Genomic DNA, 26,448 nt, shown 5'->3' on the forward strand with positions numbered 1-26,448 from the left:
CTCATGACGAACATCGTCGTCTTGATCAAGCAGGTCCCGGACACCTGGTCGGAGCGCAAGCTCACCGAGGGGGATTTCACCTTGGACCGTGAGGCCGCCGACGCCGTGCTCGACGAAATCAACGAGCGCGCCGTCGAAGAGGCGCTGCAGATCCGGGAGAAAGAGGCCGCCGTCGGCATCGAGGGATCGGTGACGGTGCTCACGGCCGGCCCCGAGCGGGCCACCGAGGCGATTCGCAAGGCGCTGTCCATGGGGGCCGACAAGGCGGTCCATCTCAAAGACGACGGGATGCACGGCTCCGATGTCATTCAGACCGCGTGGGCGCTGGCGCGGGCGCTGGGCACCATCGAGGGCACCGAACTGGTGATTGCCGGTAACGAGTCCACCGACGGCGTGGCCGGCGCCGTGCCGGCCATCATCGCCGAATACCTGGGCCTGCCGCAGCTCACCCACCTGCGCAAACTCTCCGTCGAGGGCGGCAAGGTCACCGGCGAGCGGGAGACCGATGACGGCGTGTTCATCCTCGAGGCCCCGCTGCCCGCGGTCGTGAGCGTGAACGAGAAGATCAACGAGCCGCGATTCCCGTCCTTCAAGGGCATCATGGCCGCCAAGAAAAAGGAAGTCACCACCCTCACGCTGGCCGATATCGGGGTCGAGCCCGACGAGGTCGGGCTGGCCAACGCCGGTTCGACCGTGCTGTCGGCGACACCGAAGCCGCCCAAGACCGCCGGTGTGAAGATTCGCGACGAGGGCGACGGCGGCATCAAGATCGCCGAGTACCTGATCGCGCAGAAGCTGATCTAGCGAGCTATTCCCCGACACGCCCGAACACGACCTAAAAGGCCCATCTCTGGAGGCTCATCTATGGCTGAAGTACTGGTGCTCGTCGAGCACACCGAAGGTGCACTGAAAAAGGTCACCGCCGAATTGCTCACCGCCGCGCGCCGGCTGGGCGAGCCGGCCGCCGTCGTGGTCGGCCGTCCGGGGACGGCCGCACCGTTGATCGACGGGCTAAAGGCGGCCGGCGCCGAGAAGATCTACATCGCCGAGTCCGACACCGTCGAGAATTACCTGATCACCCCCTATGTCGATGTGCTGGCTTCACTGGCCGAATCATCCGCTGCGGCGGCGGTGTTGCTCGCCGCCACCGCCACCGGCAAGGAAATCGCGGGCCGGGTGGCCGCCCGGATCGGCGCGGGTCTTCTGGTCGACGCGGTCGACGTGAAAGAGGGGGCCAGGGTGGTGCACTCCATCTTCGGCGGCGCGTTCACCGTTGAGGCGCAGGCCAACGGCGACACCCCGGTGATCACCGTGCGGGCGGGTTCCATCGAGGCACAACCGGTCGAAGGCAAAGGTGAGCAGGTTATCGTCGAAGTCCCCGCCCCCGCGGAGAACGCCACCAAGATCATCTCCCGCCAGCCCGCGGTGGCCGGTGACCGGCCGGACCTGACCGAGGCCGCCATCGTGGTGTCCGGTGGCCGCGGGGTGGGCAGCGCGGAGAACTTCCGGGTGGTCGAGGAACTGGCCGACGCGCTCGGCGCCGCGGTTGGCGCGTCGCGCGCGGCGGTGGACTCCGGCTACTATCCGGGCCAGTTTCAGGTGGGCCAGACCGGCAAGACGGTCTCGCCGCAGCTCTACATCGCGCTGGGCATCTCCGGCGCCATCCAGCACCGCGCCGGCATGCAGACCTCCAAGACCATTGTCGCGGTCAACAAGGATGAAGAGGCGCCGATCTTCGAGATCGCCGACTTCGGCGTGGTCGGTGACCTGTTCCAGGTCGCTCCGCAGCTGACCGAGGCCGTCAAGGCGCGCAAGGGCTGAGCCGAACACCCGAGCCCTCCCGGGTTCGCCGCTGCGCGGCCCGCATCGTCGCCGGGCGGGACGTGTTCGCCCGGTATCCTGGGCCCGTCATGGTGTATCTGGATCATGCCGCCACCACCCCGATGTATCCCGCGGCCATCGAGGCCATGACGGCTGTGCTCGGCACGGTCGGCAACGCCTCGTCGCTGCACACCTCCGGCCGGGCGGCGCGACGCCGGATGGAAGAAGCCCGGGAACTGATCGCCGACCGGTTGGGGTCGCGCCCGTCAGAGGTGATTTTCACCGCGGGTGGCACCGAAAGCGATAACCTCGCCATCAAAGGGATCTACTGGGCACGCCGTGACGCTCGGCCGCACCGTCGTCGCATCGTCACCACCGAAGTGGAGCATCACGCCGTGCTCGACACGGTGACCTGGCTCGCCGAACATGAAGGCGCCGAAGTGACGTGGCTGCCTACCGCCCCCGACGGGTCGGTATCCCCGGCCGCGCTGCGCGAGGTGCTGCAGAGCCATGACGACATTGCGCTGGTGTCGGTGATGTGGGCCAACAATGAGGTCGGCACCATCATGCCGATCGCCGAACTGGCCGCGATGGCAGCCGAATTCGAGGTTCCCATGCATAGCGACGCCATCCAGGCGGTCGGCCAGCTGCCGGTCGACTTCGCTGCCAGCGGCCTGTCCGCGATGAGCGTTGCGGCGCACAAGTTCGGTGGCCCGCCCGGTGCCGGCGCGTTGCTGTTGCGCCGGGATGTCAGCTGTGTGCCGTTATCACATGGCGGTGGCCAGGAGCGTGATATTCGTTCCGGAACACCGGATGTCGCCGCAGCTGTCGGGATGGCGACGGCGTTGCGGATCGCCGTGGACGGGCTGGAGGCACACAGCGCACGGTTGCGCACCTTGCGTGACCGGCTCATCGACGCGGTCTTGGACCGGGTTCCCGGCACCCGACTCAACGGCCCCTCCGGTGCCCGACGCCTGCCGGGCAATGCGCACTTCACCTTCGACGGGTGCGAGGGCGACGCGTTGTTGATGTTGTTGGACGCCAATGGTATCGAATGCTCAACCGGCTCGGCGTGCACCGCCGGAGTGGCCCAGCCCTCGCATGTCCTGGTCGCGATGGGCGCTGATCCGGCCAGTGCCCGCGGTTCGCTGCGACTGTCGTTGGGGCACACCAGTGTCGACAGCGACATCGATGCGGTGTTGGCGGTACTGCCCGGGGCGGTGGCCCGCGCCCGCCGGGCCGCCGTTGCAGCTGCGGGGCCGGCCCGATGAAAGTCCTGGTTGCGATGAGCGGCGGTGTCGATTCGTCGGTGGCCGCCGCCCGGATGGTCGACGCCGGCCACGACGTGGTCGGGGTGCACCTCGCGCTGTCGGCCACGCCGGCGACGCTGCGCACCGGGTCGCGGGGATGCTGTTCGAAAGAAGATGCCGGGGATGCCCGCCGAGTTGCCGATATGCTCGGAATCCCTTTTTATGTCTGGGATTTCGCTGAAAAATTCGAAGAGGACGTGATCGAGGATTTCGTGTTGTCCTATGCACGCGGTGAAACTCCGAACCCGTGCGTGCGGTGTAACCAGCGGATTAAATTCTCGGCGTTGCTGGTGCGTGCCCTGGCGCTGGGCTTTGACGCCGTGGCCACCGGCCACTATGCGCGGCTTTGCGACGGGCGGCTGCGCCGTGCTGCCGACCGGGGCAAGGACCAGTCCTATGTGCTGGCTGTGCTCACCGCCGATCAGCTGCGTCACGCGGTGTTCCCGGTCGGTGACACACCGAAGCCGCAGGTCCGCGCGGAGGCGGCGCGCCGGGGGTTGGCGGTCGCCGACAAGCCGGACAGCCATGACATTTGTTTCATTCCCTCCGGAGATACCCGCGCTTTTCTCGGTGAGCGCATCGGGGTACGGCGCGGCCGGGTGGTCGATGCCCGCGGCACGGTGCTGGCCGAGCACACCGGGGTGCACAACTTCACCATCGGCCAGCGCAAGGGGCTGGGCATCGCCGGGCCTGGACCGGGCGGCGGTGCCCGCTACGTGACCGCGATCGACGCCGACACCGCCACCGTGCGCGTCGGCGCCGCCTCCGAACTGGCGGTGTGGGCGCTGACCGGGCGGGCGCCGGTTTTCACCGCGGGAACACCGCCGCCGGGACCCGTCGACTGCCTGGTTCAGGTGCGAGCGCACGGCGAGGCCGTCGGTGCCCGAGCGGAGTTGGTCGGTGGCGAGCTTGTCGTTCGGTTGCGGTCTCCGCTGTACGGGGTGGCGCGCGGGCAGACCGTGGCACTCTACCGGCCCGACCCCGACGGCGACGAGGTGATCGGCAGCGCGACGATCGCCAGCACCTCGGCCTAATCGGGCACGTTGGCGGCAAGATTCGTCATCACGATGTCGGCGGCCGGCGGGGAAACCCGCAGAACGTGACTTCCAGCAAAACCCTGGACTCGAGCCGGTAGTCGCGCCCGCACCCGCCGGGCCGGGTGTGCAGGGAGTCGGCGTCGGCGGTCCACGCACCAACGAGAAGCCGCCCCGCGGAATCGGCCGCGTAGCGCTGCACGGCCGCCGCCAGGGAGTCGAACGCGCGCCGGGCGGTGCCGGCGTCGCGATAAGCCGCGACGCCCTCGGAGATCAGGGCCCGGGCCGGCGGGTCTTGGAAGGTGGTCTTATGGAATCCGGCGATGTCGGACCCGAAGGTTGCCGTCTCGGAATAGACGAACCGGCCGTCCGGGGGCGCGGTTTCGGCGAGGATGTCGAGGTCCGTCGGGCGTCGGGTGTCCATCGACGGGATGACGGTCAGGTTTTCGTCGGCTCCGGTGATCGCCCCATGCGGGGCTGATCCAGCAGGATGGGCAGCCTTCCCTCATTTTGAGGGTAGCCGGGTGAGGGTAGCCGGTGAGAGTAGCCGGGTGCTGCCAAAAGCGGCAGCACACCCGGGACCTGGCGCGCGGTGAGCCGTCGAATACGGTTGCCCGGTGAGTGTCTTCGCGACCGCCAGCGGCACCGGGTCGTGGCCCGGCACGTCGCCGCGGGAAGCCGCCGCGATCGTGGTCGGTGAGCTGGCCGGGGCGCTCGCGCACATCGTTGAGTTGCCCGCCAGGGGAGTGGGTGCCGACGTGATCGGGCGCGCCGGCGCGCTGCTGATCGACGTGGCCATCGACACGGTGCCGCGCGGCTACCGGGTCGCGGCCCGCCCCGGCGCGGTGACCCGCAGAGCCGTCAGCTTGCTTGATCAGGATGTCGACGCTCTCGAGGAGGCCTGGGAGCTGGCGGGCCTGCGCGGCGGTGGGCATGCGGTCAAGGTGCAGGCGCCCGGGCCGATCACCCTGGTTGCGGAGCTGGAGTTGGCCAACGGGCATCGGGCGATCACCGACGCGGGCGCGGTGCGCGACCTGGCGGCGTCGCTGGCCGAAGGGGTCGCCGCGCACCGGGCGGCGGTCTCGCGGCGGCTAGGCACTGCGGTGGCGGTGCAGTTCGACGAGCCCTCGCTGGCGGCGGCGGTGGGTGGGCGGCTGAGCGGGGTGACCGGGTTGACACCGGTGGAGCCGATCGAGAAGACCGACGCGTTGGCCGTGCTCGATACCTGCGCCGCAGCCGCCGGAGGCGACGTGCTGCTCAACCCCTGCGGGTCGGCTGTTCCCTGGGATCTGTTGCAGCGCAGCACTATTGGGGCGGTGTTGGTGGATACCGGCACGCTGCGTCCCGCCGATTTAGACGGTATCGCCGAGTTCGTCGAATCGGGCCGCACCGTCGTGCTCGGGGTAGTCGCCGCGACCGCCCCGCCGCGGCGCCCGTCGGTGGAAGAGATCGCCGGTACGGTGGCCGGGGTGATCGATCGGCTCGGTTTTGCCCGGTCGGCCCTGGTCGACCGCGTCGGCATCACCCCGGTACGCGGCCTGGCCGCGGCTACCCCACAATGGGCGCGCACCGCGATCGGGCTTGCCCGCAAGGCGGCGGAGGTGTTCGCGCAAGACCCTGAAGCGGTGTGAGACAACGGCTCGGGATAGGCCCAAGTTAGGACCGGGTTAACGCCGAAACGACCGTCGCTCCCCGGGTTGGGCAGTTGACGCCCCCGTGGGCGCCGGTCCGACCGTGCTGTGGGCTCAGCCGCTCGTTGCCGCGGCCAGCTTGGCCACCAGAGCCTTCGCCAGCGGCTCCGAAGACGCCGGATTCTGGCCGGTGTAGAGGTTACCGTCGACGGTGATGTGCGAGGACCACGGCGTGTCGCTTTGTTCGTAGCGACCGCCCTGGGCGGTAAGGCGGTCTTGGAGCAACCAGCACGCCTTGTCGGCGAAACCGACCTGCTCCTCTTCGACATTGGCGAAGCCGGTCACGTGACGCCCGGCGAATAACCACGTCCCGTCAGGGCTGCGGGCGGGCAGCAATGCCGCGGGGCCGTGGCACACCGCGGCGATGGGCTTGCCTTGCGCGGTGAAGTCGGCGAGCAGGGCGCCGAAGCGCTCCGACTCGGCGAGATCCTCCATCGGTCCGTGCCCGCCGGGGATGAAGACCAGGTCGTAATCGTCGGCTTTCACCGCGTTCAGGTCGGCGGGCGCGGCGAGCTGATCCGCGATACTTTCCAGATACGCGCGAAACCTCTTGCCCGGTTCGCTCGAACCGCCGTTCATCTCGGGGGTAAACCCGGCCTCGTCGGCAACCGGTCGAACGCCCCCCGGGGTGGCGATGGTGATCTCGAAGCCCGCCTGCGTGAACACCTCGTGCGGCACCGCGAGTTCTTCCGGCCAGAAGCCGCAGGGATGCTTAGTCCCATCGGCGAGGGTCCAATGATCCGAACCCGAGACTGCGAACAGTACACGTGTCACGCGATTTCTCCGTTTCGTCGCTGGCGGATGTCTGCGCCATTCAGGTTAGGTTCCCCGCCATGCACCCGCCAGGCATCCAGCTCCTTTGCGACACAAGTTCGGTGAAACCCGATATCGACCGCCGATCCGGTCGGAATGGGCGCCGGTTCACCACGAACGCGCTACCGCGCCGATCCTGCGGTGAGGTTTGCTATGGATGCGTATCGTCAGCCGTGCCGAGACGAGAGGGGTGTCGCCGCGGGATTCGTCGTCATCGCCACCTGGGTGGCCAAGCCCGGAGAGGCCGGGCACATTCGCGCGATCCTCCTCGAGAAGATGACTCCCGGGAACCGCGCCGAGCCCAAGATGCTCCACTTTCAGGCTCACGTCAGCGCCGAGGATCCGAACACCTTTGTGCTCTACGAGCACTACACCGACCCCGGCGGGTATGAAGAGCATCGGGCCACCGAGGCGTTCCAAAGGCTGGTCGTCGGCGATGCGATTTCCCGATTGGCGAGCCGCACGGTGCAGACGTTCACGACCATCGGCCCGGACACCTGATCGCCGCGCCCGGCCGCCGACCCGCCGTCGGGGTCCGCCACCCCCGCCAAGAAACCGGGAATAATCCCCAGCGCTTCACGATGTGTAATGAAGCGACCACACTGCGCGGGCTGGAGGTGTCGGCGGTGAGCCAGATCGAATATTCCGTGACGTCGCAGGACCTCATTTCCGAGCTGGCCGCGCGAGCACCCCACGTGGGTGCGAATTCCGGGCTGTGGCCGGGTTTGACAATCTACCGGTTCACCGAGCCGCAGGCGCCGCGGTGGGAGGAAGTTCGGTCGTTATCGCTGGGGATCGTGGCGCAGGGGCGCAAGGCGGTGACTGTCGACGGTCAGCGGTATGTGTATGACCAATCCAACTACCTGGTGTTGGGTGGCAACCTGCATTTCCGGGCGGAGATTTTGGAGGCCTCGCCGCGCAAGCCATTCCTGTCCCTGGTGCTGCAGATCGATCCGCCGCTGGTGCGCAAGGTGTCCGCGGACATGTCGGAGCGGCGGGTGGTGGCCTTCCGGTCCGGGCGAGCGGACACCAGCGACGGTGAGACCGACACCGCGTGCATGGTCTCGACTCTCGACCATGAGTTGATGGGCAGCGTGCTGCGATTCCTGCGCTCGTTGGCGGTGGGTGCGGACCGCAGGGTCCTGGCGCCGTTGTACCTTCAGGAAATGGTGTATCGGGTGCTGCAGCGTGAGCAGTTCGCCCGGATGCTGCACATCGCCGCCCAGCAGACGTTGGCTAATCCGATCGCCGCGGCGCTGAACTACATCGACGAGCACCTCTCGGAACCGCTGACGGTCAGTCATCTGGCCGAACAGGTGAGCTGGAGTCCGTCGGCGTTCTCCCACCTGTTTCGCGAGGTGACCGGTCGCTCGCCGTATCGGTTCGTGAAGGAGACGCGCCTGGACCGGGCTCGCGAATTGCTGGTCGCGGGGCAGCTGGGCGTCACCGATGTCGCCCGCGCGGTCGGATACACCAGCACGTCGCACTTCATCAAGGAGTTCCGGGGCCGTTTCGGCACCACGCCGAAAGAGTATGCCACCGCATGGTCCTTGGGTCGGGGGCTGCGGGCACTGCGCTCGGACGCGAGCTGACGCCGCGGCCAACGGTAACCGGCATCACTGCCGAGGCGAGGACGCGGGTGGGCCGAAGCGGATGCCGGCCGTGAGTCGCGGCGCTCGAACGCATCGGCCTGCGGGCGGCATCGGGCCCGGATCGTCATCCTCGGATAACCTGCGGGAGTGAGCCCAGCAGAGGTGGATTCAGTCGCTCCCGAGGTGCGGCGCCGGTGGCAGCGGCTGGCCGAAGAAGTCCGCAAACACCAGTTCCTCTACTACGTCAAGGATGCGCCGATCATCTCCGACGCGGAATTCGACCAGCTTTTCCATGAGCTGAACGCGCTGGAAGAGGCCTACCCCGAACTGCGCACCCCGGATTCGCCGACGCAGCTGGTCGGCGGCGCCGGGTTCGCTACCGACTTCGCCCCAGTCGACCACCTCGAACCCATGCTCAGCCTCGATGACGTGTTCACCCCCGAGGAGCTGGACGCGTGGGCGACGCGCATCCGGCCGGTGGTCGGCGATGATGCCGATTATCTGTGTGAGCTCAAGATCGACGGGGTGGCGCTGAGCTTGGTGTACCGCGATGGCCGGCTGACACACGCCGCCACCCGGGGGGACGGGCGGACCGGCGAAGACGTGACGCTGAACGCGCGCACCATCGACGATGTCCCGGAGCGTCTGCACGCCAGCGCCGACTTCCCGGTGCCCGCCGTGCTGGAGGTCCGCGGCGAGGTGTTTTTCTGGATCGCCGACTTCGAGGCGCTCAACGCCGGTCTGGTCGAGGAGGGCAAGGCCCCGTTTGCCAATCCGCGCAACAGCGCGGCCGGGTCGCTGCGGCAAAAGAATCCCGCCGTGACCGCCCGGCGCAAGCTGCGGATGATCTGCCACGGTATCGGTCACACCGAGGGATTCCAGCCCGCCACACTGCACGATGCCTACACCGCGCTGAAGGCCTGGGGGCTACCGGTGTCGGATCACACCACCCGGGTGCGCGGCATCGCCGCGGTGCTGGACCGCATCACCTACTGGGGTGAGCACCGATTCGACCTCGAGCATGAAATCGACGGAGTGGTGGTCAAGGTCGATGACATCGCACTGCAGCGTCGGCTGGGTTCGACGTCGCGGGCGCCACGCTGGGCCGTCGCCTACAAGTACCCGCCCCAGGAGGCGAAGACCAAGCTGCTCGACATCCGGGTCAACGTGGGCCGCACCGGACGGGTCACACCGTTCGCGATCATGACACCGGTCAAGGTCGCCGGCTCGACGGTTGGGCTGGCCACACTGCATAACGTGCAGGAGATCAAGCGCAAGGGTGTGCTGATCGGTGACACCGTGGTGATCCGTAAAGCCGGTGACGTGATTCCGGAGGTGTTGGGGCCCATCGTCGACCTGCGTGACGGGTCCGAACGCGAATTCGTCATGCCCACGACGTGTCCGGAGTGCGGCGCGCGACTGGCGCCGGCCAAGGAGGGTGACGTCGATATTCGCTGCCCGAACGCGCGGTCGTGCCCGGCGCAACTGCGCGAACGGCTGTTCTACGCCGCGGGCCGCGGCGCTTTGGACATCGAGGGGCTGGGCTACGAGGCGGCGGTCGCGCTGCTGCAGGCGCACGTCATCACCGACGAGGGCGACCTGTTCAGCCTGACCGAGGATGACCTGTTGCGCACCGAGTTGTTCCGAACGAAGGCCGGCACGTTGTCGGCCAACGGCAAACGGCTGCTGGAGAACCTGCAGAAGGCCAAAAACCGGCCGCTGTGGCGGGTGTTGGTGGCGTTGTCGATCCGTCATGTGGGGCCGACGGCCGCCCGAGCGCTGGCCGCCCGGTTCGGCAGCATGGATGCGATCATGTCGGCGTCCGTCGAGCAACTGGCCGCGGTCGAGGGGGTCGGGCCGACAATCGCCGAGGCGGTCTCCGAGTGGTTCAGCGTCGATTGGCACCGCGCCATCGTCGAGAAATGGCGGGCCGCCGGGGTGCGCATGGCCGACGAGCGTGACACCGGCGTGCCGCGCACCCTGGAGGGCCTGTCGATCGTGGTCACCGGCTCGCTGAGAGGTTTTTCCCGCGACGGCGCCAAGGAGGCCATCGTGGCGCGCGGCGGCAAAGCCGCCAGCTCGGTGTCGAAGAAGACCGCCTACGTTGTCGTCGGCGACTCACCCGGGTCGAAATACGACAAAGCCCTCGAGCTGGGTGTCCCGATTCTCGACGAGGACGGGTTTCGGCGGCTGCTCGCCGAGGGACCGCCGGGCAATTCGAGCGCCGAATAACGGCCGGGGCTCGGGTGTTGCCGCGCACCGTCGCAGTTGACGGGTGGATGCCGGTTCCGTGATGGGAACCCGGAGGTTTTACCGAGGTTGCTGAAAAAGCAAAGTTAGGTATTACGAACTATCACATCAGGCCGATATAGCCAGCTACTTTGCTTACTGCCATTTCCCATTTCGCTAGGTCGGCTACGTTGCTGTTCGGGTGTCGGCCGGTCTAAGCTGCCGGGCGGGGCCGGCTTCGGCCCACTGCCCACGGGCTGGGCCCACGGCCGTGATCACGGGCCGCTACCGAAGGACAGCGCACATGCCGATCAGCACGCCCGTCGACGCTCGGGTCAGCGGGTTAGCACCCGCCGGCGCGTCGGCCCAGGGGCGGTCGGCGGGGTACGTGCTGGTGCGCTCCTCGTTGATCATCGCGGGGTTTGTGGGACCCGCGATGCTGGTGCGGTTGACCGGTGTTCATCTCAGTCCCGGTGTCGCACTGGTGATTGACGGCGCTGGCGTGGTGTCCGCCAGCTTTCTGCTGGCGTGGGCGGCCGAGGCGGCGCAACTCGACGTGGCCGGAGGGTTGGCGATCGCGGTGCTGGCCGTGATCGCGGTGCTGCCCGAGTATTTCGTGGACCTTTACTATGCGTTTGCCGCCGGGCACGTTCCGGCCTACCTGCAGTTCGCGTCGGCGAACATGACCGGATCCAACCGGCTGTTGATGGGGCTGGGCTGGCCGGCGGTGGTGTTGGTCGCGGCCGTGGTGGCGCGCCGATCCGGCGTCGGTTCCGCCCCGCTGGCGTTGCCGCCGGGGAGCCGCGTGCAGTTGGGGTTTCTGCTGATCGCCGGCATCATTGCGCTTGCGGTGCCCGTTAGCGGCCAGATCCACATCGGGCTCGGCGTCGCGCTGTTGGTGTGGTTCGGCTGCTACCTCTACACCATGGGCCGCGGGGAGGTCGCTGAGCCGCAGCTCATCGGCACCGCCGCGGCGCTGGCCGCGCTCCCCCGGCGGGCTCGCCGGTTGGTCGTGACGGCGTTGTTCGCCGCCGCCGGTACGGTGATCCTGTTGTGTGCGGCGCCGTTCGCCGACAACCTGATCGCCGCGGGGATGCAGCTCGGCGCCGACCGCTTCTTGCTGGTGCAGTGGGTGGCGCCGGTGGCCTCGGAAGCGCCGGAGTTCATTGTCGCGATCCTGCTGGCCGCCCGGGGCCGGGGCGCCGGCGCGATCGCCATGCTGATCTCGGCGAAAGTCAATCAGTGGACCTTGTTGGTCGGCTCGCTGCCGCTGTCCTACCTGATCGGCGGCGGTGGGCCGACCCTGCGATTGGACGCCCGCCAGGTCGACGAGGTGCTGCTCACGGCGACGCAAACCCTGATGGGGGTGGCGCTGATCCTGGCGTTGCGGTTTCACCGCTACGCCGCGGCGGCACTGCTGGGGTTGTTCGTGGCGCAGTTTCCCCTCGGTTCGATCCACGACAGGCTGGTGCTGTCCGGTAGCTACGCCGCGCTGGCGATCGCCGGGCTCATTGCCCACCGCCGCCACCTGTGGGCCACGGTGGCCGCCCCGTTCGCCGCCCCTCGACGACGGCTTGCCCGCGGCCACGTCGGGTCACCCACCCCTTCGGGACGATGAGTGATTGCCCAACCGTGCGCAGCGGTGTTCAGCGCAGCATCGTCGCAACGATCCCGGCCAGATAACCCAGCCGGGCGACCTCCGACGGCCGGAATTCCGGACCGCCCGGCCGGCCCATTACCACAGCGGTGTGCCGGTCGCCCAGCGGTGCCGCGACCAGGGTGGTGTTCATCTCACGCCACACCGTCGGCACCCACTCGGCGGTGCCGTCGAGCGCCGTGGCCCGTTCGATCGGCAACCACGGGGCCGTAACCAGCCGGGTTTCCGGCGCGCCTGGACTGCCGACGACCCGTCGCAACCCGGCTTCAGAAACCCGCAGCACCGTGCACCAGCCCACTCGCAGCACGCGGGGTGCCTCGTCGACGAGCACCTGCAGCTTTGCCGTCTTATCCGGGGCCGCGGCGATGTGATCGAGGAGCTCGAGCTCGCGGTGGGCTTCCAGCAGGCCGGTATGGGGGCGCAGGCTGTGCACCCGGACACCGGCAAGCGCCTCCGCGGCGGTGATCAAGGTGTCCGGCATCACCCCGCGGGGCAGGTCGACCACGAGATCGTCGATCGCGTATCCGCAGCCGCGCTCCACCACGTCGAGCGACAGGATATCGGCGCCCGTCCCGCCGAGCGCCAGGGCCAGCGATCCCAGGCTGCCGGGTCGGTCGGCCAGTTGCACGCGCAGCAGATAGGAGGGCACCAGCACACTGTCGCACAGCGCGGCGCGCACGGCATGTCGGTGTGTCGAGCCCGCGTCGGCCATACGGTCTAGGCTGTTCGGTCGTGTCGCAGATCTCTCGTGACGAAGTGGCGCACCTGGCCCGGCTGGCCCGGCTGGCGCTGACCGACGCCGAGCTGGATAGCTTTTCCGGGCAGCTTGACGCCATCCTGACCCACGTCAGTCAAATCCGCGCCGTCGATGTCACCGGCGTCGAGCCCACCGGGAACCCGCTTCGGGACGTCAACATCACCCGTGCCGACGAGGTCACACCGAGCTTGGGACAGCAACAGGTGCTCGGGCAGGCGCCGGAAGCGGTTGACGGTCGCTTCGCGGTGCCGAAGATTCTCGGAGAGCCGCAGTGACCGACATCGTCCGCTTGGACGCGGCAACGCTGGCCACCAAGATTGCGGCCGGGGAGCTGTCGTCCACCGAGCTCACCCGGGCCTGCCTGGAGCGGATCGAAGCGAGCGACGAGCGCTACCACGCCTTCCTGCATGTGGCGGCCGAGCCGGCGCTCGCGACGGCGGCCACCATCGATAACGCGGTGGCCGCCGGGGAGCCGCTGCCGTCTGCGCTGGCCGGGGTGCCCCTGGCGTTGAAGGACGTGTTCACCACGGTTGACATGCCGACCACGTGCGGCTCGAAGATCCTGGAAGGCTGGCGATCACCCTACGACGCCACTCTCACCGCGCGGCTGCGCGCGGCCGGGATCCCGATCCTGGGCAAAACCAACATGGACGAGTTCGCGATGGGCTCGTCGACCGAGAACTCCGCCTACGGGCCGACGCGCAATCCCTGGGATGTCGACCGGGTGCCCGGTGGCTCGGGCGGCGGCAGCGCTGCGGCGCTGGCCGCCTTCCAGGCGCCGCTGGCCGTCGGATCCGACACCGGCGGCTCGATCCGCCAGCCGGCGGCCCTCACCGCGACGGTCGGCGTCAAACCCACCTACGGCACCGTGTCGCGCTACGGTCTGGTGGCCTGCGCGTCGTCGCTGGACCAGGGGGGGCCGTGTGCGCGCACCGTCTTGGACACCGCCCTGCTGCACCAGGTGATCGCCGGGCACGACCCCCGCGATTCCACCTCGTTGAACGTCGAGGTGCCCGACGTCGTCGGGGCGGCGCGGGCCGGGGCGGCGGGCGACCTGCGCGGGGTGCGTATCGGGGTGGTCCGCCAGCTGCGCGGCGACGGTTATCAGCCCGGTGTGCTGGCGTCATTTGCGGCGGCCGTCGAGCAGTTGACCGCCCTTGGCGCCCAGGTGAGCGAGGTCGACTGCCCGCACTTCGATTACGCGCTGTCCGCCTACTACCTGATTCTGCCGTCTGAGGTGTCCAGCAATCTGGCCCGCTTCGATGGCATGCGCTACGGGCTGCGGGTCGGTGACGACGGCGCCCACAGCGCCGAGGAGGTGATGGCGTTGACCCGGGCCGCCGGATTTGGGCCGGAAGTCAAGCGGCGCATCATGATCGGCACCTACGCCCTCTCAGCGGGCTACTACGACGCCTACTACAACCAGGCGCAGAAGGTGCGCACCCTGATCGCCCGGGACCTCGACCGGGCCTACCAGTCGGTCGACGTCCTGGTGTCGCCGACGACGCCCACCACCGCGTTCCGGTTGGGGGAGAAGGTCAACGATCCGCTGGCCATGTACTTGTTCGACCTGTGCACGCTGCCGCTGAACCTGGCCGGCCACTGCGGGATGTCGGTGCCGTCGGGACTCTCACCCGATGACCGGCTTCCGGTGGGGTTGCAGATCATGGCACCGGCACTGGCCGACGACCGGCTCTACCGCGTCGGCGCCGCCTACGAGGCGGCCCGCGGTCCGCTGCCGTCGGCCATCTGAGAACCGGCTGCCGCGACCGGCGGAGCGCGGCAAGATGAGGGCATGCGGATCGGAATTCTCACCGGAGGCGGCGACTGCCCGGGGCTCAATGCCGTCATCCGCGCGGTGGTACGCACCTGCGACGCGCGCTACGGCTCATCGGTGGTCGGGTTCCAGAACGGCTTTCGCGGACTGCTGGAGAACCGGCGCATCCAGTTGTACAACGATGACCGCAACGACCGGTTGCTGGCCAAGGGCGGCACGGTCCTGGGCACCGCGCGGGTGCATCCCGACAAGCTGCGGGACGGGCTGCCGCAGATCATGCAGACACTCGACGACAACGGCATCGACGTGTTGATCCCGATCGGCGGTGAGGGCACGCTGACCGCCGCGCACTGGCTCTCCGAAAAAAACGTTCCCGTGGTCGGCGTGCCCAAGACGATCGACAACGACATCGACTGCACCGATGTGACTTTCGGCCACGACACCGCGCTGACGGTGGCCACGGAGGCTATCGACCGGCTGCACAGCACCGCCGAATCGCATCAGCGGGTGATGCTGGTGGAGGTGATGGGCCGGCACGCCGGCTGGATCGCGTTGAACGCCGGGCTGGCCTCCGGGGCGCACCTGACGCTGATCCCCGAACAGCCCTTCGACGTGGACGAGGTGTGCCGGCTGGTCAAACGTCGGTTCCAGCGCGGTGAGCAGCACTTCATCTGTGTGGTCGCCGAGGGCGCCAAACCGGCTCCGGGGTCGATGGTGCTGCGGGAGGGCGGCGTCGATGAGTTCGGACACGAGAGGTTCACCGGGGTAGCCTCCCAGCTGGCGGTCGAACTGGAAAAGCGCATCAGCAAGGAGGTCCGGGTGACCGTGCTCGGGCACGTCCAGCGGGGCGGTACCCCGACCGCTTTCGACCGGGTGCTGGCCACCCGCTTCGGGGTGAACGCCGCCGACGCGGCGCACGCGGGCGAATACGGGATGATGGTCTCTTTGCAAGGCCAGAACATCGGCCGGGTGCCGCTGGCCGACGCGGTGCGCCAACTCAAGCTGGTACCGCAGAGCCGTTACGATGACGCGGCCGCGTTCTTCGGCTAAGGGCACTTCGGTCTGAAGTTCCAGCCGCAGCGCTCGATCCCCCGGCGGCCGATGCCGCGGCCGGACTGATGCACACGGGCGCCGGGATCCGGGGCGTGGTCCGTAAAATTGGCCACATGACGGTTGCCCCTACGGCCGAGCTGCTCGGCTATGACGAGGTCGAAATGCGCTACGAGCCGGTGCTGGGGCTGGAGGTGCACGTCGAGCTGTCCACCCGGACCAAGATGTTCTGCGGCTGCGCCACCACATTCGGCGCGGAACCCAACACCCAGGTGTGCCCGGTGTGCCTGGGCCTGCCCGGTGCGCTGCCCGTGCTCAATCAGGCCGCGGTGGAGTCAACGATCCGAATCGGGCTGGCGCTGAACTGCGAGATCGTGCCCTGGTGCCGCTTCGCCCGGAAGAACTACTTCTATCCGGATATGCCCAAGAACTACCAGATTTCGCAGTATGACGAGCCGATCGCCGTCAATGGCTACCTAGATGTTCCGGTGGCGGATGGGGACAGCTTCCGGGTCGGGATCGAACGGGTGCACATGGAGGAAGACACCGGAAAGCTGATGCACCTGGGCAGTGAAACGGGCCGGATCGAAGGCGCCACCGGAGCGCTGATCGACTACAACCGCGCCGGCGTACCGTTGATCGAGATTGTCACCAAGCCGATCGAGGGAGCCGGGGGCCGGGCGCCGCAGATCGCTCGGGCCTACGTGACGGCGTTGCGGGATCTGATGCGGGCGCTGGGTGTTTCCGACGTACGCATGGATCAGGGTTCGATGCGCTGTGACGTCAACGTGTCGCTGAAGCCGATCGGAGCCGCCGAATTCGGCACCCGCTCGGAGACCAAAAACCTCAACTCGCTGAAAAGCGTCGAGGTCGCGGTTCGTTATGAGATGCAGCGCCAAGGCGCCATTCTGGCGTCTGGCGGCCGGGTTATCCAGGAGACCAGACACTTTCACGAGAACGGGTACACCAGCCCGGGCCGCACCAAGGAGACCGCCGAGGACTACCGGTATTTCCCGGAGCCCGACCTAGAGCCCATCGCACCCACCGCCGAGCTGGTGGAGCGATTGCGCACGACCATTCCCGAACTCCCGTGGTTGCGGCGCAAGCGCATCCAGCAGGAGTGGGGGGTTTCCGATGAAGTGATGCGAGACCTCGTCAATGCGGGCGCCGTCGAACTGGTCGCCGCGACCGTCGAGCACGGTGCGTCCAGCGAGGCGGCCCGCGCCTGGTGGGGCAACTTCCTGGTCCAGAAGGCCAACGAGGCGGGCATCGACCTTGACCAACTGCCGATCACCCCCGCCCAGGTCGCCGCCGTGGTGGAGTTGGTCGACAAGGGCAAGCTGTCCAACAAGCTGGCCCGCCAGGTCGTCGAGGGCGTGCTCGCCGGGGAGGGCGAGCCCGAGCAGGTGATGCGGGCGCGCGGGCTGGCACTGGTTCGCGACGAGTCGCTGATCCGGGCCGCCGTTGAGGATGCCTTGGCAGCCAATCCTGATGTGGCGGAGAAGATTCGCGGTGGCAAGGTAACAGCGGCGGGGGCGATCGTCGGCGCGGTGATGAAGGCGACGAAAGGCCAGGCCGATGCCGCCCGGGTGCGGGAACTCGTGCTGGCCGCGTGTGGGCAGAGTTAACCGGCGGGCCGATATCTAAAGACTGCTCAAAGGCGACTGCTAAAAGGCGCAGTCGGCGCAGAGCATCTTACCGTCCGTTTCGCGGGCTAAACGACTGCGGTGGTACACCAGAAAGCAGTTCGAACAGGTGAACTCGTCAGGTCGCTGCGGAATGACCCGGACCGCCAGTTCCTCGCCGGACAAATCGGCGCCCGGCGGCTCGAACGGTTCCACCGATTCCAGTTCATCGATGTCGCCCACGGCCGATCCGGCTTCGCCGCGGTGCGCCTTCAGCACCTCAAGCGAGTATTCAGAATATCCATAGGCATCATCAATCTCGGTGTGCCGTAGAGAGTCATAGTCCGTAGCCATCATCGCTCCCCCTCACTTGACAACCACAGTGAAAGTTTGCTCTTTTCGTAGCTTCCTGAACGCGTCGGCCGCAGAATTCGGTGCCCGGATCCCATGTTCTTCGGCGGTGATCTGCATCACATCTGGCTGGCCGGCCGCCGGCAGCGGCTCGGTGGTGATCGCGATGCCCGGTGCGGGTGGTGGGTCGCGGCCGAGCGTGGCGACCGGTTTCAGTGCCTGCGATGGCCGCCTCCGGCGTGACCGAGAAGACTAAAATTGTCCGCGAGACAGAAGGAATATACCTAGGCGCACACAAGTTATCTGTGGCGAAAAGGTCAGATCAGCTTGGGAGTAGTCGATGGAGGTGATCACCATGCTGAGCTTCGATCCATTCTTGCGTGACTTCGACCGGCTCACCCAACAGTTGCTGGGCGCTACGCTCGGAACCGCGGCCCGCCCGGCCGTGATGCCGATGGACGCCCGGCGGGACGGTGATGCGGTTGTCGTGGAGTTCGACTTGCCGGGGATCAAGGCCGAATCGCTGGACGTGAAGGTCGAAAACGAGACCCTGACGGTGCGTGCCGAGCGGCCGTACCCGGGCGACGACCAGGGGTGGCTCGTCTCGGAACGTCCGCATGGGGTATTCAGCCGGCAGCTATACCTGGGCAATAACCTGGATACCGACAAGATCACCGCCGATTACACCGATGGGGTGTTGCGTCTGACGATTCCGGTGGCCGAGGCGGCCAAGCCGCGCAAGATCCCCATCGGGGCCGGTGCGCCGAAGGCCATCGACGCCTGACCCGGCGGGGTGATGCCGGCTCATATCGGAGTGGGGGCAGTTGGGGCCGTCCGCGCGATCACCCGGCGGGCGGCCCACCATGTTGACCACCGATTCGCTACCAGATTTGCGGGAGGTTGGGGAGGTGATCGCATCACAGCGGTAGTCAGGGGTCGGCGTGGCGGAAAGTGCTTTTCGGCGCTTGCGCTGGGGCGCCCGCCGGCCCCGGCCGGCAACGCCATTGGTTAACGAGTTTGTTTTTGTTGCCGGTCGGCCCGTCTCGGTGACAAGCACCCCCCGATGTGGCCGGCAATGGCAATGTCAACCCGAGTAAAGGTGCCGGGGACGATGACGCGGATAAAGGTACCGGGGCGATGACGCGGACGGCCTGTTCCGACCCGGGCGCGCAGGTTTCGGTGGCCGAAACGGCCGGGATGGGAGCCGAGCCGTGTGTTTTGCTTAAATACGGTGAAATGGCGCTCAAGGGCCGCAATCGGCGCCGATTCGAGAGCTACCTGATCCGAAACCTTGAGCATGCGCTGAGTTACGGACGGGAGCAACCGCCACGGGTGCGGTTGCGCCGCCGTGCCGGCGTTTTGGTGGTGTCGGCGCCCGAACTGCGGGGTGATGACCTCGTTGCGCGGGCCGGCGACGTGATCGGCATCAGTGTCGTGCAACCGGTATGGCGCGTCGGCAAATCGGTGACGGCAGCCGAGTGCGCTGCGGTGCGGTTACTGCAGGAGCGACAACCCGGGTCGATGCGACCCTCCTTTGCGGTTCGGTGCCGGCGCCGCGATAAGCAATTCGAACTGACCTCCGAGCAGTTGGCGGCACGGGTCGGGGCACGAGTGTGCGCCGAATTGGGATGGCGGGTGGACCTGGAGCGGCCGGATGTGGAACTGACCGTTGAGGTCGACCGGTGCGAGATTTTTCTCGGTGTCGCCCGGCACCCCGGCCGGGGCGGTTTACCGGTGGGGTCGAGCGGTCACGCCCTGGTGCTGCTGTCCGGGGGGTTCGATTCACCCGTTGCCGCCTACCGCGCGCTGCGGCGCGGCCTGCACTGCGATTTCCTGCATTGCTCCGGCGCCCCGTATACCGAGCCGTCATCGGTGTACAAGGCGTATGCGCTGGCCCGCTGTCTTGCCCGTTTCCAGCCGGGCTCGCGGCTGTTCGTGGTTGCGGTCGGGCGTGCCCTGCGCACGCTGGCCGCCAGTGGCGCCGGCGAGGCGCAGATCGTGGCGCAGCGCCGCGTCTATGTGCATTTGGCGGATCGGCTCGCACGCCGGATCGGGGCCCAAGCTTTGGTCACCGGCGACAGTTTAGGGCAGGTCGCCAGCCAAACCCTGCCGAACCTGATCGCCGCGGACCAAGCTGCCAGCCTGCCGGTGCTGCGGCCGCTGCTGGGCTTCGACAAACTGGAGATAATGGATGAAGCCCGACGGCTCGGCATCGCCGAGATCGCTGCCCTACCGGACCAGGACTGCTGCCAATTGTTCTTACCTGCACGGGTAGCCACCCGTACCTCCGCCGACCGGCTGGCCGCCATCGAGGCGCGCAGCGGGCTCGACACCCTGGTCGACGAGGCACTGAACCGCCTGCAACAATTCGATCTCGACGCCTACCTATACCCTGCGGCACGGCGATCATCGGCGTATCCGGGGTTAAAGCGGACAGTCCTGCCCCGGGGTGACCGTGATGGACAATAAACGGCGGGCCCGTGGCCGGATCGTCGCCTTGGTCGCCGCCCATGGCGCGTTGACCGCTTCGGTGGTACGGGCCTCGCAGCTGATGGCGGCCGAGGGGTGCGTGGAGTTCGCGCAACATCTTGATCGTCATCGCGGCGAATTGAACGTGGCCATAGGCGAATTAGCGTTATGGGCGGAAAGTTTCGGCCGGTGGGCCCGCGTTGACGTGGAGCACGCGCTCTATGAGTCCGCGGTGGACCGCCCGTCGATACCGTTGGCTGCGGAGCAATTCGGAATCGACCTGCGCCGGGCGCGTGACACCCTGAAAGTCCGGCGCACCGCCATCCTCGCGGAACTCGCAAACGCCCGACATGCCCTGCGGGCCGCGGGCCTACCGGTCGAAGAGTTGACGGCGTACCGGCGAACGGTGCGCCTGTGGGCGGGTGAAGCCGTCGATGTGGTCACCGCCGCCCACCGGCTGACCCTGGCAGATTGGTATATCCGCTCCTTCGAACAGTTGCGCGCCGATTCGGGCGGTGCGCTGCTCCGCCAGGGCGCCGCCTTGGTGCGGCAATGGATGGGCGAGCTGGAAGAGCCCGACCGCGAAGACGAGCTGGCCCTGGCCGAGTCCTGTGGCTACGGGGATTTCGTCGAGTGCTACCGCTCCGAGGCGCTGTGACCCCGCCTCCCCGCAGATGACGGCCGGGTCGCCGCCGACGACGTGTATGAAACGCCTTGAGATGTCTTACATTCGCGCCGGATCCTGCCCGAGGCGGTCCGCGGCCGCTTAGCATGGGTACGGTCGGGTTTGTGGTCGGCGATTGGGAAACGGTGTGATCCGGTGGGGTGCGGGCTGCACGGGCTCCGGCGGCGGGGGCTTCGAGTCGCCCGCTGACCCGGTGCCCGCCCGCGGTTGGCGATCGTCATGACCGAGATGCTGCTGCGGTCCGGCATCGTTCGCCGGCGGTTGACGGTGACCGGGGTCGTCCAGGGTGTCGGTTTCCGCCCGTTCGTGCACCGGCTTGCGGGCGAACTCGGGTTGGCGGGTTTCGTCGGCAACGATTCGGGTGCGGTCTTCCTCGAGGTGCAAGGACCGCGTTCCCGGGTGGAGGAATTCGGGCGCCGGCTGCGCGCCGAAGCGCCGCCGCTGGCGCGGATCGCCGCCGTCACAGCGGTCGAGGTCGACGTCGATACCGGCTGCGGGGCGGATTTTCGCATCGTGGAAAGCCAGACGGTGCCCGGGGCCACCACGCCGATCCCGCCCGATATCGCGGTGTGCGACGACTGCGTTGCCGAGTTGTTCGACCCGCACGACCGCCGCTACCGGCACCCGTTCGTGACCTGCACCAACTGTGGGCCGCGGTTCACCATCATCCGCACGTTGCCGTATGACCGCCCGGGCACCACCATGTCAGCGTTCGACATGTGCGGGCGCTGCGCCGCCGAATACCACGACCCGGCCGACCGCAGGTTTCATGCGCAGCCGATCGCCTGCCCGGACTGTGGTCCGTCGCTGTGGTTCTATTCGAAGACCGGGCGGCCAGAGAGAATAGTCGGTTCGGATGCCGCGCTGGCCGCCGCCCAGCGGGCGCTGGCCGCCGGTGCCGTGGTCGCGATCAAGGGCATCGGTGGCTACCACCTGGCCTGCGTGGCCGACGACGAGAACGCGGTCGGTGCGCTGCGCGCCCGCAAGGCGCGGGGCGCCAAGCCGTTCGCCATGCTGGTGCGTGATCTCGACGTCGCCCGTCGCTACGCGCACTTCGATGACACCGAGGCCGCGATCTTGTCCGGCCCGGCGCGGCCCATCGTGCTGCTGCGCCGGCGCCCCGACGCGCCGGTCGCCGAGGCCGTCGCGCCCGGCAACCCGCTACTCGGGCTGATGCTGCCGTACTCACCCGTTCACCACCTGCTGCTGGCGCCGATCCCCAACGTCGACACACCGGTGCCCGACGCGCTGGTGCTCACCAGCGCCAACCGCGCAGACGAGCCTATCTGTTTCACTGAGGACGATGCGGCACATAGACTTTGGGGCACGTCCGTTCCCTTGTGCGACGCGGTGCTCGACCACAACCGGCCGATTCACGTGCCGTGCGACGACTCCGTGGTACGCGTGATCGACGGTCGGGAACTGCCGATCCGCCGGTCCCGCGGGTACGCGCCGCTGCCGGTCGATCTCGGGCGCGACGGCCCCGCCGTGCTGGCGGTGGGCGGGGAACTGAAAAACACCTTCTGCCTCACCGACGGGCCCCGCGCGTTCATGTCCGCCCACATCGGCGACATGGCCACCCTGGAGACCCTGCGGGCGTTCGAACGCGCCGTCGACCAGCTCAGCGAAATCCGGCACCGGCCGGTGCGGTTGGCCGCCGACCTGCACCCCGGCTATCAGACCCGCAGCTGGGCGGAACGTCACAGCGGCGAACGCCCCTTGGACCTCGTCCAGCACCACCACGCGCACGTGGTGTCGCTGCTGGCCGAGCAGGGCCGCCTCGGTGAACCCATCATCGGGGTCTCTTTTGACGGCACCGGATACGGCAGCGACGGGTCGATCTGGGGAGGGGAGATCCTCGCCCTCGGGCGCGACAGCCACCGCTTTGAACGCGTTGCCCACCTGCTACCCGTGCCGCTGCCGGGCGGCGACGCCGCGGTGCGCAACCCGTGGCGGATGGCGTTGTCCCAGTTATGGGTCGCCGGCGTCGATTGGACCCCGGATTTACCGCCGGTCAGCGCGGCCACCCCGGCAGAGCTGCGGGTCACCCGGTCACAATTGGTCAGCGGCGTGGGCTGTGTGCCGTGTTCGAGCATGGGCCGGCTGTTCGACGCCGTCGCATCGCTGCTGGGCGTGCGGCACCGCATCGACTACGAGGCTCAGGCCGCCATCGAACTGGAGGTGCTCGCCGAGTCGGCCGCGGGGCCCGCCGCCGAACTGCGCCTGGACGTGCGTGACGACGGGGTGATCGACCCCCGCGGCCTGATTCGCGCGCTGGTGGCGGGCCTGCGCGCCGGTGCCGGCCCGGCGGTGCTGGCGGCCGGATTCCACCATGCGGTCGCCGGCGCGGTCGCGGAGGCGGTCGCGCGGGTCGCCGGGACCGTGCGTTTGGTGGGCCTCACCGGCGGGGTGTTTCAGAACGTGCTGCTGCTGCGTGCCTGCCGACAACGGTTGCAACGGGCGGGTTTTGAGGTGCTGATCCATCACGGCGTGCCCCCCAACGACGGTGGGCTGGCGCTCGGCCAGGCGGCGGTGTCGGTGTTGACCGCGCTGGATCCCCGGGCCGATTTAGCCGAAGGGGGATGACGCCTGTGTCCAAAGGTGCCATGGTGGTTAAAGGCGCCGGTGACGGCATCGGTGTCGGGTTGCGGAAGGGTGGTGTCGCGATGACTAGCCCCGTGATTGACCGTGGGCTGGGCGCCGAGCTGGCTGCCGATCTGGCGGCCGCCGCGCTCACGCTGGCCAAACGGTTCGCGGCGGGCGCCACCATGTGGTCCGTCGCGCCGGGTTGGGAGCCGCACGCCCAGCACATCGCGGTGGAATTCATCCACCCGGTGATTGTGGGCAAGCGGGCGTTGCCGGCGGTGGCGCTGACCGGGCCCGACCTGGTGGACCTGGTGCGGGTTTCGGCGCGGGCGGGTGACATCGTGATTGGCGTCGGCGATGCCGGCGAAGCCGAGTTGCGCTCGGTGATGCGCCGGTGCCCGGCGTGGGGGGTCACCAGCGTCTGGATCGGCAGCGGTGAGCGACCCCGACCGGGAAGCGCCGACCACGTGCTGTGGCTCGACGACCCCGATCCCCGGGTTCCGGCGACCGGGGGGTTCGTGCTTTTCTACCACCTGCTGTGGGAACTGACCCACGTCTGCTTCGAGCATCCCGGTCTGTTGCAGCCGGCCCCCGGCGAGCAGGTGTGTGTCACCTGCGGTGACGAAGGTCGCCCGGGCGAGGTGCTGGCAGCGTCGGCCGACGGGACCGCGCGGGTGCGCACCGCCCAGGGTGTCGAGACCGTCGCGACCGCGCTGGTCGACCCGGTCGTCGCCGGGGATCTGGTACTCGTACATGCAGGAACCGCGATTTGCCGCGTCGGCGACGATGATGCCGGCATGGCCGGGATCGAGGAGCCGCGCCGATGAACCGCGTCGGCGACGATGATGCCGGCATGGCCGGGATCGAGGAGCCGCGCCGATGAACCCACTCCAGGGGGAAAGCCGATGAGCCAACAGGAGCCGCAGGAGCCGACCGGCTTTCTGTACCCGTTCATCGACGCGCAGGAAGACGATGCCGGCCCGCTGCTGACCGACTTGGCCACGTCGGCGCAGGCAAAGGCGGCCGAAAGCCTGGCGCTGCGGCGCTCCACGCTGGCAGCCAACGCCGAACTGCTGGGCCGGGCCGCCGCCGAGATGGCATGCCGTTTCGCGGCGGGCGGACGGCTGTTCACCTTCGGCAACGGCGGCAGCTGCACGGATTGCACGACGGTGGCCAGACTGTTCGCCCGGCCTCCGATCGGCAGGCCGCTGCCGGCCTGGTCGTTGACGGCCGATCAGGCGATCCTGACCGCACTCGGCAACGACGTGGGCTACGAGCTGGTGTTCGCCCGCCAGTTGATCGCTCGCGCGAAGGCGGGCGATATCGCGATCGCCATGTCCACCAGTGGCAACTCACCGAACCTGATCACCGCGCTGCGCGAGGCCCGCCATCGGGGCATGTACACCATCGGCTTCGCCGGATACGACGGTGGGGCGTTCGCCGATAACCCGGACGTTGACGCCTGCTTCATCGTGCGGTCGCAAAGCGTGCACCGCATCCAGGAAGCGCAAGCGCTGCTGGGCTATGAGCTCTGGCTGGCGGTGCAGAAACTCGACGAACGGCAGGGAGCGGTGGTGTGATCGGTAGGCCGGCAGGTGAATACCTCTCGTCGGGCCCGAGATTCGACGAGGACCAGGTGATTGAGCGCATCGAATCGTTCCGCCGGCGCCGTCCCCGGCTGCTTGACGACCACGTGACCCTGGCGCACGGGGCCGGCGGCAAAGCCTCGGCGGCCCTAGTCGACGCGGTGTTCCTGGAGGCCTTCCGTAACCCGGTTCTGGAGTCGCTGGGCGACAGCGCCGTCCTCGGGTTACCGAGCGGTGAGCGGATGGCGATCTCCACCGATTCATTTGTGGTGCAGCCCAGGCGTTTTCCCGGAGGTTCGATAGGCGAACTCGCCGTTCACGGCACGGCCAACGACCTCGCCGTCGTCGGTGCTGTTCCGCAATGGATTTCGGCTGCGTTCGTACTCGAAGAAGGCTTTCCGATCGCGGAGCTGAAAGACATCGTCGCCGACATGGCGGCGGCAGCCGCGCAAGCCGGTGTGCAGATCGTCACCGGTGACACCAAGGTGGTGCCCAGGGGTGCCGCCGACGGGGTGTTCATCACCACCACCGGGGCCGGTGTCATTCCCGAGGGACGCCGGCTGTCCGCGGGGTCGGTGCGTGCCGGTGACAGGGTGTTGTTGAGTGGGTCGATGGGCGATCACGGGATGGCGGTGATGTTGGCCCGGGGTGATTTGGCCCTGGAAGCCGACATCTGCTCCGACACCGCCTCGGTGAGTCCGCTGGTCGAAGCGCTGCTGGCGGCGGCACCGTCCACCCGTTGGCTGCGGGACCCCACCCGCGGTGGGGTGGGCACCGTGTGTAACGAACTGGCCCGGGCATGCGGCCTGGGGGTGGTGCTCGATGAGACCCGGCTCCCGGTGCACCCGATGGTCGGCGGTGCGTGTGAGCTGCTCGGTATCGACCCGCTCTACGTCGCCAACGAAGGCAAGGTCCTGGCCGTGGTGGCACCGGAGGAGGCCGAGGCCGCGTTGGCCGCGTTGCGGTCGCACCCGTTGGGTGCGGATGCGGCCGAGATCGGGGAGATCGTCGCCGAGCCCGCGGAAACCGTCGTGGTGCGCACCGGGTTCGGGGGAACCCGGATCGTCGACATGCTCGTCGGCGATCCGCTGCCGCGGATCTGCTAAGAGAGGGAGTGGCCGCACATGTGTCTGGGGATTCCGGGGCGAATCGTCGAGATCGTCGATCCGGAAAACTATTTGGCGAAGGTCGATGTCAGTGGTGTGCAGCGCACCATCAGCGTGCGACTGCTGGAAGACGACATGCCCCAACCCGACGACTGGGTGCTGGTGCACGTCGGCTTCGCGATGGCCAAGATCGACGAGACTGAAGCGTTGCTGACGTTGGCCGCGGTCCAAAAACTCGGGGATGCCTACACCACCGAGATGGAGGCCTTCGACTCGTCCGCCATCGTTTAGCGCGAAAAGGAAACAGAC

Annotated in this window: 24 protein-coding genes and 1 pseudogene; 21 read left to right on the forward strand and 4 right to left on the reverse strand. The window is 68.1% G+C overall.

Translation table 11 applies throughout. From position 1 onward, the window contains the following. Positions 1–3: 3 nt before the first annotated feature. The 4 genes from QJR12_RS08050 to mnmA all read left to right on the forward strand — a co-directional run bounded on the left by QJR12_RS08050 (position 4) and on the right by mnmA (position 4,165). Positions 4–804 (forward strand): electron transfer flavoprotein subunit beta/FixA family protein, encoded by an 801-nt coding sequence (locus QJR12_RS08050; protein ID WP_300580549.1) that lies wholly within the window; start codon positions 4–6, stop codon positions 802–804. A gap of 60 nt (positions 805–864) precedes the next feature. Continuing rightward, the gene (locus QJR12_RS08055) at positions 865–1,821 is read left to right on the forward strand and encodes an electron transfer flavoprotein subunit alpha/FixB family protein (RefSeq protein ID WP_300580552.1); all 957 of its coding nucleotides are present in this window, start codon (positions 865–867) and stop codon (positions 1,819–1,821) included. 89 nt (positions 1,822–1,910) lie between these two features. Continuing rightward, positions 1,911–3,092, forward strand: coding sequence for a cysteine desulfurase family protein (locus tag QJR12_RS08060; RefSeq protein WP_300580554.1), 1,182 nt, complete (start codon positions 1,911–1,913; stop codon positions 3,090–3,092). Continuing rightward, a complete protein-coding gene (gene mnmA, locus QJR12_RS08065) occupies positions 3,089–4,165 on the forward strand; it encodes a tRNA 2-thiouridine(34) synthase MnmA (protein WP_300580556.1) in 1,077 nt (358 codons plus the stop codon). Before QJR12_RS08060 ends, mnmA begins: the two co-directional genes overlap by 4 nt. On the opposite strand, the pseudogene QJR12_RS08070 reads toward mnmA, so the two are convergent. Beyond that, positions 4,162–4,657: pseudogene (locus tag QJR12_RS08070) on the reverse strand (sensor domain-containing protein); the annotation flags it as partial. The gene mnmA and the pseudogene QJR12_RS08070 sit on opposite strands and share 4 nt — an antisense overlap. 125 nt (positions 4,658–4,782) lie before the next feature. Here QJR12_RS08070 and QJR12_RS08075 point away from each other — a divergent pair. Then, positions 4,783–5,796: a methionine synthase gene (locus tag QJR12_RS08075; RefSeq protein ID WP_300580558.1), complete on the forward strand. Its 1,014-nt coding sequence runs from the start codon at positions 4,783–4,785 to the stop codon at positions 5,794–5,796. A 114-nt stretch (positions 5,797–5,910) separates the two neighbouring features. Here the strand turns inward: QJR12_RS08075 and QJR12_RS08080 are convergent, their stop codons facing one another. Next, positions 5,911–6,630: a type 1 glutamine amidotransferase domain-containing protein gene (locus QJR12_RS08080; protein ID WP_300580561.1), complete on the reverse strand. Its 720-nt coding sequence runs from the start codon at positions 6,628–6,630 to the stop codon at positions 5,911–5,913. A 192-nt stretch (positions 6,631–6,822) separates the two neighbouring features. On the opposite strand from QJR12_RS08080, the gene QJR12_RS08085 reads away from it, so the two are divergent. The 4 genes from QJR12_RS08085 to QJR12_RS08100 all read left to right on the forward strand — a co-directional run bounded on the left by QJR12_RS08085 (position 6,823) and on the right by QJR12_RS08100 (position 12,108). Continuing rightward, positions 6,823–7,170 (forward strand): antibiotic biosynthesis monooxygenase, encoded by a 348-nt coding sequence (locus QJR12_RS08085; protein WP_300580563.1) that lies wholly within the window; start codon positions 6,823–6,825, stop codon positions 7,168–7,170. A 125-nt stretch (positions 7,171–7,295) separates the two neighbouring features. Further along, the gene (locus QJR12_RS08090; protein ID WP_300580565.1) at positions 7,296–8,261 is read left to right on the forward strand and encodes an AraC family transcriptional regulator; all 966 of its coding nucleotides are present in this window, start codon (positions 7,296–7,298) and stop codon (positions 8,259–8,261) included. A 147-nt stretch (positions 8,262–8,408) separates the two neighbouring features. Beyond that, the gene (gene ligA / locus QJR12_RS08095; RefSeq protein WP_300580568.1) at positions 8,409–10,493 is read left to right on the forward strand and encodes an NAD-dependent DNA ligase LigA; all 2,085 of its coding nucleotides are present in this window, start codon (positions 8,409–8,411) and stop codon (positions 10,491–10,493) included. 433 nt (positions 10,494–10,926) lie between these two features. Next, complete coding sequence (locus tag QJR12_RS08100; protein WP_300581213.1) at positions 10,927–12,108, forward strand: sodium:proton exchanger; 1,182 nt, start codon at positions 10,927–10,929, stop codon at positions 12,106–12,108. Between the two features lie 28 nt (positions 12,109–12,136). On the opposite strand, the gene QJR12_RS08105 is transcribed toward QJR12_RS08100, so the two are convergent. Next, positions 12,137–12,796 carry an amino acid-binding protein gene (locus tag QJR12_RS08105; RefSeq protein ID WP_300581216.1) on the reverse strand — a complete coding sequence of 220 codons (660 nt, stop codon included), beginning with the start codon at positions 12,794–12,796 and terminating at the stop codon, positions 12,137–12,139. Positions 12,797–12,879: 83 nt separating this feature from the next. On the opposite strand from QJR12_RS08105, the gene gatC reads away from it, so the two are divergent. The 4 genes from gatC to gatB all read left to right on the forward strand — a co-directional run bounded on the left by gatC (position 12,880) and on the right by gatB (position 17,359). After that, the gene (gene gatC, locus QJR12_RS08110) at positions 12,880–13,179 is read left to right on the forward strand and encodes an Asp-tRNA(Asn)/Glu-tRNA(Gln) amidotransferase subunit GatC (RefSeq protein WP_300580570.1); all 300 of its coding nucleotides are present in this window, start codon (positions 12,880–12,882) and stop codon (positions 13,177–13,179) included. Continuing rightward, positions 13,176–14,657, forward strand: coding sequence for an Asp-tRNA(Asn)/Glu-tRNA(Gln) amidotransferase subunit GatA (gatA, locus tag QJR12_RS08115; protein ID WP_300580572.1), 1,482 nt, complete (start codon positions 13,176–13,178; stop codon positions 14,655–14,657). Before gatC ends, gatA begins: the two co-directional genes overlap by 4 nt. A 42-nt stretch (positions 14,658–14,699) precedes the next feature. Then, a complete protein-coding gene (locus tag QJR12_RS08120) occupies positions 14,700–15,731 on the forward strand; it encodes an ATP-dependent 6-phosphofructokinase (protein WP_300580574.1) in 1,032 nt (343 codons plus the stop codon). A gap of 116 nt (positions 15,732–15,847) precedes the next feature. Beyond that, positions 15,848–17,359 (forward strand): Asp-tRNA(Asn)/Glu-tRNA(Gln) amidotransferase subunit GatB, encoded by a 1,512-nt coding sequence (gene gatB / locus QJR12_RS08125; RefSeq protein ID WP_300580576.1) that lies wholly within the window; start codon positions 15,848–15,850, stop codon positions 17,357–17,359. Between the two features lie 39 nt (positions 17,360–17,398). Here gatB and QJR12_RS08130 read toward each other — a convergent pair whose 3' ends face one another. Further along, the gene (locus tag QJR12_RS08130; RefSeq protein ID WP_300581219.1) at positions 17,399–17,710 is read right to left on the reverse strand and encodes a DUF4193 domain-containing protein; all 312 of its coding nucleotides are present in this window, start codon (positions 17,708–17,710) and stop codon (positions 17,399–17,401) included. A 343-nt stretch (positions 17,711–18,053) separates the two neighbouring features. On the opposite strand from QJR12_RS08130, the gene QJR12_RS08135 reads away from it, so the two are divergent. From QJR12_RS08135 to QJR12_RS08170, 8 genes are all read left to right on the forward strand, one after another. Then, entirely contained in the window at positions 18,054–18,491 is a 438-nt protein-coding gene (locus QJR12_RS08135) for an HSP20 family small heat-shock protein (protein WP_300581221.1), read from the forward strand. Positions 18,492–18,904: 413 nt separating this feature from the next. Next, a complete protein-coding gene (gene thiI / locus QJR12_RS08140) occupies positions 18,905–20,176 on the forward strand; it encodes a tRNA uracil 4-sulfurtransferase ThiI (protein ID WP_366526299.1) in 1,272 nt (423 codons plus the stop codon). After that, positions 20,166–20,834 carry a hypothetical protein gene (locus QJR12_RS08145; RefSeq protein WP_300580580.1) on the forward strand — a complete coding sequence of 223 codons (669 nt, stop codon included), beginning with the start codon at positions 20,166–20,168 and terminating at the stop codon, positions 20,832–20,834. Before thiI ends, QJR12_RS08145 begins: the two co-directional genes overlap by 11 nt. A gap of 246 nt (positions 20,835–21,080) precedes the next feature. After that, positions 21,081–23,447 (forward strand): carbamoyltransferase HypF, encoded by a 2,367-nt coding sequence (gene hypF, locus QJR12_RS08150; RefSeq protein WP_300580583.1) that lies wholly within the window; start codon positions 21,081–21,083, stop codon positions 23,445–23,447. An 80-nt stretch (positions 23,448–23,527) separates the two neighbouring features. After that, positions 23,528–24,274 (forward strand): HypC/HybG/HupF family hydrogenase formation chaperone, encoded by a 747-nt coding sequence (locus QJR12_RS08155; RefSeq protein ID WP_300580585.1) that lies wholly within the window; start codon positions 23,528–23,530, stop codon positions 24,272–24,274. A 78-nt stretch (positions 24,275–24,352) separates the two neighbouring features. Continuing rightward, on the forward strand, positions 24,353–25,027 hold the full coding sequence (locus tag QJR12_RS08160) for an SIS domain-containing protein (RefSeq protein ID WP_300580587.1): 675 nt from the start codon (positions 24,353–24,355) through the stop codon (positions 25,025–25,027). Beyond that, a complete protein-coding gene (gene hypE, locus QJR12_RS08165; RefSeq protein WP_300581223.1) occupies positions 25,027–26,139 on the forward strand; it encodes a hydrogenase expression/formation protein HypE in 1,113 nt (370 codons plus the stop codon). The genes QJR12_RS08160 and hypE overlap by 1 nt, the downstream gene beginning before the upstream one ends. 18 nt (positions 26,140–26,157) lie before the next feature. Then, positions 26,158–26,430, forward strand: coding sequence for a HypC/HybG/HupF family hydrogenase formation chaperone (locus QJR12_RS08170; protein ID WP_300580590.1), 273 nt, complete (start codon positions 26,158–26,160; stop codon positions 26,428–26,430). Positions 26,431–26,448: the final 18 nt, after the last annotated feature.

The organism is Mycobacterium sp., from assembly GCF_029961025.1.
Taxonomy (GTDB): Bacteria; Actinomycetota; Actinomycetes; order Mycobacteriales; family Mycobacteriaceae; genus Mycobacterium.